The organism is Streptomyces sp. NBC_01429 (assembly GCF_036231945.1).
Lineage (GTDB): Bacteria > Actinomycetota > Actinomycetes > Streptomycetales > Streptomycetaceae > Streptomyces.
In genome coordinates this window covers 1,180,586-1,191,375 of record NZ_CP109599.1, presented here as the reverse complement: position 1 = coordinate 1,191,375, position 10,790 = coordinate 1,180,586, and the positions used below count along the sequence as shown (strand labels likewise).

Sequence of the window (10,790 nt, the reverse complement as noted above, 5' to 3'; positions counted from 1 at the left end):
CGGACGTGGATACATCTGTCGAGCAGATCGTCGAGGCGCTGCGCGAGTCGTTGCTGGAGAACGAACGGCTGCGCCAGCGGAACGCGGAGGTCACGGCCGCCGCCGAGGAGCCGGTCGCGATCGTGGCGATGAGCTGCCGCTACCCCGGCGGCGTCGACTCGCCCGAGCGGCTGTGGCGGCTGGTGGACGAGGGTGTCGACGCCATCGGGGACTTCCCGGCCAACCGTGACTGGGACGTCGAGGGCCTGTACGACCCGGACCCGGACGCGCCGGGCAGGACCCATGTCCGCGAGGGCGGATTCCTCTACGACGCACCGGAGTTCGACGCCGGGTTCTTCGGTGTCTCGCCCCGCGAGGCCCTCGCGATGGACCCGCAGCAGCGGCTGCTGCTGGAGACCGCCTGGGAGGCGTTCGAGCGGGCCGGTATCGACCCGCACACCCTGCGCGGCAGCCGCACCGGCATCTTCGCCGGGGTGATGTACCACGACTACGGCAGCTGGCTGACCGAGGTGCCCGAGGGCGTCGAGGGATATCTCGGCAACGGCAACCTGGGCAGTGTGGCCTCCGGCCGGGTCTCCTACACCCTGGGTCTTGAGGGCCCCGCCGTCACCGTGGACACCGCCTGCTCGTCCTCCCTGGTCGCGCTGCATCTCGCCGCCCAGGCGCTGCGGCAGGGGGAGTGCTCGCTCGCGCTCGCCGGCGGGGTGACCGTGATGTCCACCCCCGACACCTTCGTGGACTTCTCCCGGCAGCGCGGGCTGTCCCTGGACGGCCGCTGCAAGTCGTTCGCCGAGGGCGCCGACGGCACCGGCTGGGGCGAGGGCGCGGGGATGGTGCTGCTGGAGCGGCTGTCCGACGCCACGCGCAACGGCCATCCCGTACTCGCCCTGGTCCGGGGCAGCGCCACCAACCAGGACGGCGCGTCGAACGGACTGACCGCCCCGAACGGCCCCTCCCAGCAGCGGGTCATCCGGCAGGCGCTGGCCAACGCCCGGCTCACCGGTGACCAGGTGCACGCGGTGGAGGCGCACGGCACCGGCACCCCGCTCGGCGACCCCATCGAGGCGCAGGCGCTGCTCGCGACCTACGGCCGGGACCACACGCAGAAGCAGCCGCTGTGGCTGGGGTCGATCAAGTCGAACATCGGTCACACGCAGGCGGCGGCGGGCGTCGCCGGTGTGATCAAGATGGTGATGGCGATGCGGCACGGCAGGCTGCCGAAGACGCTCCACGCCGACCGGCCCTCCTCCCAGGTGGACTGGGAGGCGGGCGCCGTCGAGCTGCTGAGCGAGGCGCGGGAGTGGCCCGAGGGCGACGCGCGGCGCGCCGCGGTGTCGTCGTTCGGGATCAGCGGCACCAACGCGCACGTGATCCTGGAGGGCGTGCCCGAGGCAGCGCTGGACGGGTCCACCGAACCCACCGGGCCCGCGCGGGACACCGACGCGTGGACCGGCCCGCTGCCGCTCGTCCTGTCCGGGAAGGGCGAGGCGGGACTCGCCGCCCAGGCGCGGCGCTTGCTCGACCGCATCCCCGGCGCCCCTCTGCCCGACGTCGCCCACGCGCTGGCCACCTCCCGGGCGGCGCTCAGCCACCGCGCGGTGGTGATCGGCGCCGACCGCGAGGAGCTGACCGCCGGACTGACCGCCCTCGCCGGGGGACAGGCCGCTTCCCAGGTGGTACGGGGCGACCGGGCGGCCGAGTCCCGCATCGCCTTCGTCTTTCCCGGCCAGGGCTCGCAGTGGATCGGCATGGCCTCCGAACTGCTCGCCGCGGAACCGGTGTTCGCCACCGCGATGACCGAGTGCGCCGAGGCCCTCGCGCCGCTGGTGGACTGGGACCTGCTGGAGACCGTACGCGGCGGACAGCCGCTGGACCGGGTGGACGTCGTCCAGCCCGCGCTCTGGGCGGTCATGGTGTCGCTGGCGCGGATGTGGCGCTCGTACGGGGTGGAGCCCGCCGCCGTGATCGGCCACTCCCAGGGCGAGATCGCGGCGGCGTGCGTCGCCGGAGCGCTCTCCCTGACCGACGGCGCCAAGGTCGTCGCCCTGCGCAGCCGGGCCATCGCCGGGGAACTGTCCGCGCGTGGCGCGATGATGTCCGTCGCGCTGCCGGTGGAGCGGGTGCGCGAGCGGCTCACGCCGTACGACGGCCGGATCTCGGTCGCCGCCGTCAACGGCGCGGCCTCGGTGGTCCTGTCCGGCGACACCGGGGCCGTCGACGAGCTGTGCGAGACGCTGAAGGCCGAGGGCGTGCGCGCCAAACGGCTGCCCGTGGACTACGCCTCGCACTCGGCCCAGGTCGAGTCGATCCGCGACCGGCTGCTGACCGAACTGGCCGACGTCGCGCCCCGGCCGGCCGAGGTGCCGTTCTACTCCACCGTGACCGGGGCGCTGCTCGCCACCGAGGGGCTCGACGCCGAGTACTGGTACACGAATCTGCGGCAGAGCGTGCTCTTCGACGACACGACCCGGGTGCTCCTCGACAGCGGCTACGGCGTGTTCGTCGAGTGCAGCCCGCACCCCGTCCTCGTCCACAGCATCGAGGAGACCGCCGACGCCGTGGGCGCGGAGGTGGCCGGCATCGGCTCGCTGCGCCGCGACGAGGGGGGAGCGGCCCGGTTCCTGACCTCGCTGGGCGAGGCGTTCACGCGCGGCGTGCCCGTCGACTGGCGAACGGCCTTCTCCGACCGGCCCGTTGGCCGCTTCGATCTGCCCACCTACGCCTTCCAGCGGGAGCGCTTCTGGCTCGGCCGTTCGCCGGGCGTCGGCGATGTGACGGCGGCGGGACTGACCACCGCCGGCCACCCGCTGCTGGGCGCGGCGGTCACCGTCGCCGAGGGCGGCATGCTCTTCACCGGCCGGCTCTCGGCCGCTACCGCGCCGTGGCTCGCGGACCACGCGGTGGGCGGCACGGTCCTGCTGCCCGGCACGGCCTTCGTGGAGCTGGCCGTCCGGGCGGGCGACGAGGTCGGCTGCGGGCAGGTGGAGGAGCTGACGCTGGAGGCGCCGCTGATCCTGCCCGCACGCGGAGCCGTCCAGGTGCAGTTGAGCCTCGGCGAGGACGACGGCACCGGCCGCCGACCGCTGGCCGTGCACTCCAGGACGGAGGGCGACGAGGGCGACTGGACGCGCAACGCCTCCGGCCTGCTGGCGCCCGACGCCGCCGACGCCGGATTCGACCTGGCCGCGTGGCCGCCCCCGGACGCCCGGCCCGTACCGCTGGACGGTGTGTACGACCGGCTGGCCGAGCAGGGCTACCACTACGGCCCCGCCTTCCAGGGGCTGCGCACCGTGTGGACCCTCGGCGACGACACCTTCGCCGAGGTCGAACTCCCCGTGGAACCGTCCGACTTCGCCCTGCACCCCGCCCTCTTCGACGCCGCGCTGCACGCCGCCGGTCTGGGCGATGCGGGGGCCGGCACCGAGGCCCGGCTGCCCTTCGCCTGGAACGGTGTGTCGGTGTTCGCCGCCGGCGCGACCGCCCTGCGGGTACGGATCAGCGGTACGGACACCCTGCGCATCCAGCTCGCCGACGCCACGGGCGCCCCGGTCGCCTCGGTCGACGGGCTCACCACCCGCGCCGTCGACCCGGCCGCGCTCTCCTCGGCGCCACGCTCCGACGACCTCTACCGGCTCGACTGGCCCGAACTGCCCGCCGTGACCGCCCCCGCGACCGCCCCCACCTACGCGGTGCTCGACGCCGGGCTGCTGGGAGCGGTCGGCCCGGACGCCGACGGCCTGTACGCGAGCGGCCTCGACGCCCTGGAGACCGTGCCGGACTTCGTGGTGCTCCCGCTGGGCGGCGCCCCGGACCGGGAGGACCGGGACCCGGTCGCGGGCGCGCGGACGGCGGCCGTGCAGGTCCTGGAGACCGTACGGCAGTGGCTGACCGGCGACCGGTTCGCCGCGTCCCGGCTGGTGGTCCTCACCCGGCGCGCCGTCGCGGTGGGCGCCGAAGGCGTCGACGACCTCCCCGGCGCCGCCGTCTGGGGTCTGGTGCGTGCCGCGCAGGGCGAGAACCCCGACCAGTTCGTCCTGGTCGACACGGACACCGCCCTGGACGGATCCGTGGAGGCCGCGGTCGCGGCAGCGGCCTCCGGCGAGCCCCAACTCGCCCTGCGCGACGGCCGCGTCCACCTCCCCGCAATGGCCAGGGGAGCCGCACCGGACCCCCGCGACGGCACGGGCGGCTCCTCCTTCGGGCCCGAGGGCACCGTCCTGATCACCGGCGGCACCGGGGTGCTCGGCTGCCTCGTCGCCCGCCATCTGGTGACCCGCCACGGCGTACGCAGGGTCCTGCTGGCCGGTCGCGGCGGTGTCGCGTCCGACGACCTCTCCGATCTGACCGCCGACCCGGACGTCACGGTCACCGTCGCCGCGTGCGACGCGGCCGAGCGCGACCAACTCGCCGCGCTGCTCGCCTCCGTACCCGCCGAGCACCCGCTCACCGGAGTGGTGCACCTGGCCGGGGCGCTGGACGACGGGCTGGTCTCCGCGCTCACCCCCGAGCGGCTCGACACGGTGCTGCGGCCCAAGGCCGACGCGGCCTGGCATCTGCACGAGCTGACCCGGGACCTCGGCCTCACCGCCTTCGTCCTCTTCTCCTCGGCGGCCGGCACCCTGGACGGCGCGGGCCAGTCCGGCTACGCGGCGGCCAACGCCTTCCTCGACGGACTGGCCCACCACCGCGCCGCCCTCGGCCTGCCCGCCACCTCGCTGGCCTGGGGCTTCTGGGAGCAGCGCACCAACATGACCGCGCATCTCAGCGACGCCGACGTGGCGCGGATGGCGCGCTCCGGCGTGCGGCCGCTGGCCACCGCCGACGGGCTCGCCCTGTTCGACACGGCGCTGGCCGCCGCCGAGACCGTCCTGTTGCCGATCGGCCTCGACCTGGCCGTACTGCGCCGCGCCGGGTCGCCGGCGCCGCTGCTGCGCGGGCTGGTACGGACCCCGGCCCGGCGGACCGCGGCCTCGGCCGCCACGGGCACCACCCTCCAGGACCGGCTGATCGCGCTGGCCCCGGCCGAGCGCGCCGCCCTGCTCTTCGAACTCGTCCGCACCCATGTCGCCGCCGTACTCGGCCACGAACCCGACATGGTCCTCGATCCGCGCCGCGCCTTCCGCGAGGCCGGATTCGACTCGCTGACGGCGGTGGAGCTGCGCAACCGGCTCGGCGCCGCCGTCGGGCTCCGGCTGCCCGCCACCCTGGTCTTCGACTATCCGGACTCCACCGCGCTCGTCGGCTATCTCGTCGCCGAGCTGGTCGGCTCGGCGGAACCGGCCGCCACCGGGCCCGCCGTCACCGTCCCCGTCCCCGTCCAGGACGAACCGATCGCGATCGTGGCGATGAGCTGCCGCTATCCCGGCGACGTCAGCACCCCGGAGGAGCTTTGGCGGCTGCTCGCCGACGGCGGCGACGGGATCTCCGCGTTCCCGGCGGACCGGGGCTGGGACGTGGCGGGGATCTACGACCCCGAGCCGGGCACCGCGGGCAAGTGCAGCACGCGGGAGGGCGGATTCCTCCACGACGCCGCCGACTTCGACGGCGACTTCTTCGGAGTCTCGCCGCGCGAGGCCCTGGCGATGGACCCGCAGCAGCGGCTGCTGCTCGAAGTGTCCTGGGAGGCGCTGGAGCGCGCGGGCATCGACCCGCACTCGGTCCGCGGCAGCCGCACCGGCGTCTTCACCGGGGTGATGTACCACGACTACGGAAGCAGGCTCAGCAACGCCCCCGAGGCGGTACGCGACTATCTGGGCAACGGCAGTCTCGGCAGCGTCGCCTCCGGCCGGGTCGCCTACACCCTGGGGCTGGAGGGTCCCACGCTCAGCGTGGACACCGCGTGCTCCTCGTCGCTGGTGGCGCTGCATCTCGCGGCGCAGGCCCTGCGGCAGGGCGAATGCACCCTGGCGCTGGCCGGCGGCGTCTCCGTGATGTCGACCGTCGACACCTTCGTGGACTTCAGCAGGCAGCGCAATCTGGCGGCCGACGGGCGGGCCAAGTCCTTCGCCGACGCCGCCGACGGCACCGCGCTCTCCGAGGGCGCCGGGATGCTGCTGCTGGAGCGGCTCTCGGACGCGCGGCGCAACGGCCACGAGGTGCTGGCCGTGGTACGCGGCTCCGCCGTGAACCAGGACGGCGCCTCCAACGGGCTCACCGCGCCCAACGGCCCCTCCCAGCAACGCGTGATCCGCCAAGCGCTGGCCAGTGCCGGTCTGGCCGCGACCGACGTGGACGCGGTGGAGGCGCACGGCACGGGGACCACGCTCGGTGATCCGATCGAGGCGCAGGCGCTGCTGGCGACTTATGGTCAGGACCGGTCGGAGGAGAGTCCGTTGTGGCTCGGTTCCATCAAGTCGAACATCGGTCACACGCAGGCCGCGGCCGGGGTGGCGGGTGTGATCAAGATGGTGCTGGCGATGCGCCACGGCGTGCTGCCGAGGACGCTGCATGTGGACGAGCCGTCGGACCAGGTGGACTGGTCGGCCGGTGAGGTCAAGCTGCTCACCGAGGAGCGTGAGTGGCCGGAGACGGGCCGTCCGCGCCGGGCCGGGATCTCCTCCTTCGGCATCAGCGGCACCAACGCCCACACCATCATCGAGGCCGTCGAGCCGGAACCCGCCGGGCGCCCGGACGCGGAGCCGGCCGGGCCCGTACCGCTGCTTCCCGTCCTCCTGTCGGCCGCCACCCCGCAGGCCCTCGCCGCACAGGCCGAGCGGCTGCTGCCGCTGGCGGACGAGTCGATCGCCGATCTCGCCTTCTCGCTGGCCACCGGCCGGGCGGCCCTCGCGCACCGCGCCGGGATCACCGCCCGCGACCGGGACGAACTCACCGCCGGACTGGCCGCGTTGGCGTCCGGAGCGGCCGGCTCGCCCGGCGCCACCCTGCCCGGGACGACCGCGCCGGGAGCGGCCGTGCCCGGCCCGGTGCGCGGTAAGCAGGTCGCCGGGAAACTCGCCTACCTCTTCACCGGCCAGGGCGCCCAGCGCCCCGGGATGGGGCAGGCCCTCTACGCCGAACACCCCGCGTTCCGCGCCGCGCTGGACGACGCGTGCCGTCACCTCGACCGCGAGTTCGCCGTCCAGCTCGGCGCCCCTGCCACGACCGCGCTGCGCGAGATCGTCTTCGCCGCGCCCGACAGCGCCGAGGCCGCGCTGCTCGACCGCACGATGTACACGCAGAGCGCCCTGTTCGCCGTGGAGAGCGCCCTGTTCCGGCTGCTGGAGTCCTGGGGCGTCCGCCCCGACCTGCTCGCGGGCCACTCCATCGGCGAACTCACGGCCGCGCACGTCGCCGGGGTGCTCACCCTGGAGGACGCCGCCCGGCTGGTGGTGGCCAGGGGACGGCTCATGCAGGCACTGCCCGCCGGAGGCGCGATGCTCGCCGTCGACGCCACCGAGGAGGAGGTGCTCCCGCACCTCGGGGACACGGTGAGCGTCGCGGCCGTCAACGGCCCGCGCGCCGTGGTCGTCTCGGGCGACGAGGAGGCCGTGGCCGCGGTCGGCGCCGCCTTCGGGGACCGCCGTACGAAGCGGCTCCGGGTCAGCCACGCGTTCCACTCGCCGAGGATGGAGCCGATGCTCGCGGAGTTCGCGGAGATCGCCGCCGGCCTGCGGTTCGAACCGCCCGCCCTCGCGATCGTCTCGAACCTGACCGGCGCCCTGGCGACCACCGAGGAACTGACCTCGCCCGCCTACTGGGTGCGCCACGTGCGCGAGGCCGTGCGCTTCGGCGACGGCGTCCGCACCCTGGAGGCCGAGGGCGTACGGACCTTCCTCGAACTGGGTCCCGACGCCGTGCTCTCCACCATGGGCACCCACTGCCTCACCGACCCCGAGCGCTCGGCGCTCGTCCCCCTCCTGCGCCGGGACCGCGAGGAGCCCGTCGCGCTGAGCACCGCGCTGGCCACCCTGCATGTGCGGGGCATCGCCTTCGACCGGCACCGGGTGTACGCGGGCGACGGCGTCCGCAGGATCGGCCTGCCGACCTACGCGTTCCAGCGCGAGCGGCTCTGGCTGGAGGACGGACCGTCAGGTGTCCTCGACGCCGGCGGACTTGGCCAGATACCGGCCGGACACCCGCTGTTGGGAGCCGAGATCGCGCTCGCGGAGGGCGACACCGTCGCGCTCACCGGCCGGCTCTCCCTCGACACCCACCCCTGGCTCGCCGACCACGCCGTCGCCGATGTGGTGCTGCTGCCGGGCAGCGCGTTCGTGGAGCTGGCGGTCGGCGCGGCCGACCGGGTGGGCGGCGCGCAGGTCGAGGAGCTGACCATCGAACGGCCCCTGATCCTCCCCGCGCACGCCGCGATCCACCTCCAGGTGGTCGCCGGAGCGGCGGACTCCACCGGCCGCCGCCCCGTCACCGTGCACGCCCGCGCCGAGGACGACGGTACGGGCGCGGCCTGGACCCGGCACGCCACGGGCGTCCTCGCGCCGGCCGCGGCCCCGGAACCCGCCGCGCTCGCCGTCTGGCCGCCGGAGGGCGCCGTACCCGTCGATCTGACCGGCTCGTACGACCGGCTCGCGGACCAGGGGTACGGCTACGGCCCCCTCTTCCGCTGCCTGCGCGCCGCGTGGCGGCTCGGCGAGGAGGTCTACGCGGAGCTGGCCCTGCCCGAGGGCGCGCAGACGGCCGGGTTCGGACTCCATCCCGCGCTGCTCGACTCCTGCCTGCACACGATCGATCTGCTCGACGGCCAGGACCCCACCGTGATGACGCTGCCGTTCGCCTGGGAGGGCGTGTCGCTGTACGCGGCGGGCGCCTCGGCGCTGCGGCTGCGGCTCACCCCGCACGGCGCCGAGCGGATGAGCCTCCAGCTCTTCGACCCGGCGGGCGCACCCGTCGCCGTGGTCTCCTCGCTGCGGATCCGCCCCGTGACGGCGGAGCAGCTGGCCCCGCCCGCCCCCGTCACCGGCGACCTCTTCGCGCTCCACTGGACGCCGCTGGAACTCTCCGGTGACGCGGCGGACCCGACCGGTGGGCGCCCCGCCGACCGGGTGCTGTTCGCCCCCGCGCCCGGTGGTACCAGCACCCCCGTCGCCGCCCGGGAGGTGGCGGGCCAGGTGCTCGCGACGCTCCAGGAGTGGCTGTCCGACGACACCGCGCGACTGGTGGTCGTCACCAGGGGCGCGGTCGGCGTGGACGGGGTGGACGACGAACCCGAGCTGACCCAGTCGGGGATCTGGGGTCTCGTACGCTCGGCGAACGTCGAGTACCCCGGCCGGCTGGTCCTCGCCGACCTCGACGACGACCCGGCCTCCGAGGCCGCGCTCGCGGCGGCGCTCGCCACCGGCGAGCCGGAACTCGCGCTGCGGGGCGGCCGGGCGTACGTCCCCGGGCTCACGGAGGCCGCCGACGACGGCTCCTTCGCGGGCCTCGACCCGGAGGGCACCGTACTGATCACCGGCGGTACGGGCAGCCTCGGCCGGCTGCTCGCCCGGCACCTCGTCGACACGTACGGGGTCAAGCACCTGATCCTCGGCAGCCGCAGCGGCTCCACGCACGGGCTCGACGACCTCGGCGCCGCAGTCACCGCCGTCACCTGCGACGCCGCCGACCGGGACGCGCTGGGCGACCTGCTGGCCTCCCTGCCCACCGATCATCCGCTGACAGCGGTGGTGCACGCGGCCGGGGTGCTGGACGACGGCCTGGTCTCGGCGCTCGACCAGGACCGGCTGGACGCGGTCATGCGGCCCAAGGCCGACGCCGCCTGGAATCTGCACGAGCTGACCCGGGATCTCGATCTCGCCGCCTTCGTCCTGTTCTCCTCGGCCGCCGCCACCCTGGGCGCCGCCGGGCAGGGCAACTACGCGGCGGGCAACGGCTTCCTCGACGCGCTGGCAGCCCACCGCCGCGCCGCCGGGCTGCCCGCGCACTCGCTGGGCTGGGGGCTGTGGGACACGGCCTCCGGCATGGCGGGCGGCCTCGGCGAGGCCGAGCTGCGGCGGCTGGCCCGGGACGGCGTGGAACCGCTGCCCGCCGACCGGGCGCTGGCGCTCTTCGACCGGGCGCTCGCCTCGGACCGTGCCGTACTCCTGCCGATGCGGGTACGCCCCACCGAGGACGCGCCGGCGCTGGTACGGGCACTCGCCCCGGCCCCGGCCCGGCGGACCGTACGGGAGACACCGGCCGCCGCCGATCAGGCGCGGCCGCGGCCGGAGGCGCTGGCGGACCGGCTCGCCGGGCTGACCCCGGCCGACAGCAGGAAGCTGCTGGTGGAGACGGTGTGCGGCCATGTCGCCGAGGTGCTGGGACACACCCGCGCCGAAGCGGTCGACCCGGAGCGGGGATTCGGCGAGCTGGGCGTCGACTCGCTCTCCGCCCTGGAACTGCGCAACCGGATCAGCGCCGACACCGGGGTCAGGCTCTCGACCACCCTGACCTTCGACTACCCGAATCCGGCCGCCATCGCCGCACTGCTCTTCGACGAACTGGCCCTCGCCGACGGGGGAGCGGCCCCGGACGCCGAGGCCGAGGTGATCCGGCTGGAAGCCCTGCTGGACGCCGCGGCCGTCACCGAGGAACAGCGGTCGCGGGTCGGCCTGCGGCTGCGCGCGATGGCGGCGAAGTGGACCGGCGGCCCCGGCGAGAGCGAGCGGGAGAGCGGTCCCAGCGGACCGGGGCTCGAATCGGCCTCCGCGGACGAGCTGTTCGGAATCCTGGACGACGAACTGGGAACGTACAGCTGACCGGGCACAGGTGACGGCCCGCCGGCGGAACCGGCGGGCCGTCACCTGTGGCGCGTACGGGAGGTAAAGGCTGAGACGGGGGACGAGCGGGTCATCCGGCCG

Annotated in this window: 1 protein-coding gene; it reads left to right on the top strand. The window is 75.1% G+C overall.

The features are described 5' to 3' along the window. The first annotated feature begins 5 nt into the window (after positions 1-5). On the top strand, positions 6-10,688 hold the full coding sequence (locus tag OG627_RS04975) for an SDR family NAD(P)-dependent oxidoreductase (protein WP_329061798.1): 10,683 nt from the start codon (positions 6-8) through the stop codon (positions 10,686-10,688). Positions 10,689-10,790 lie beyond the last annotated feature (102 nt).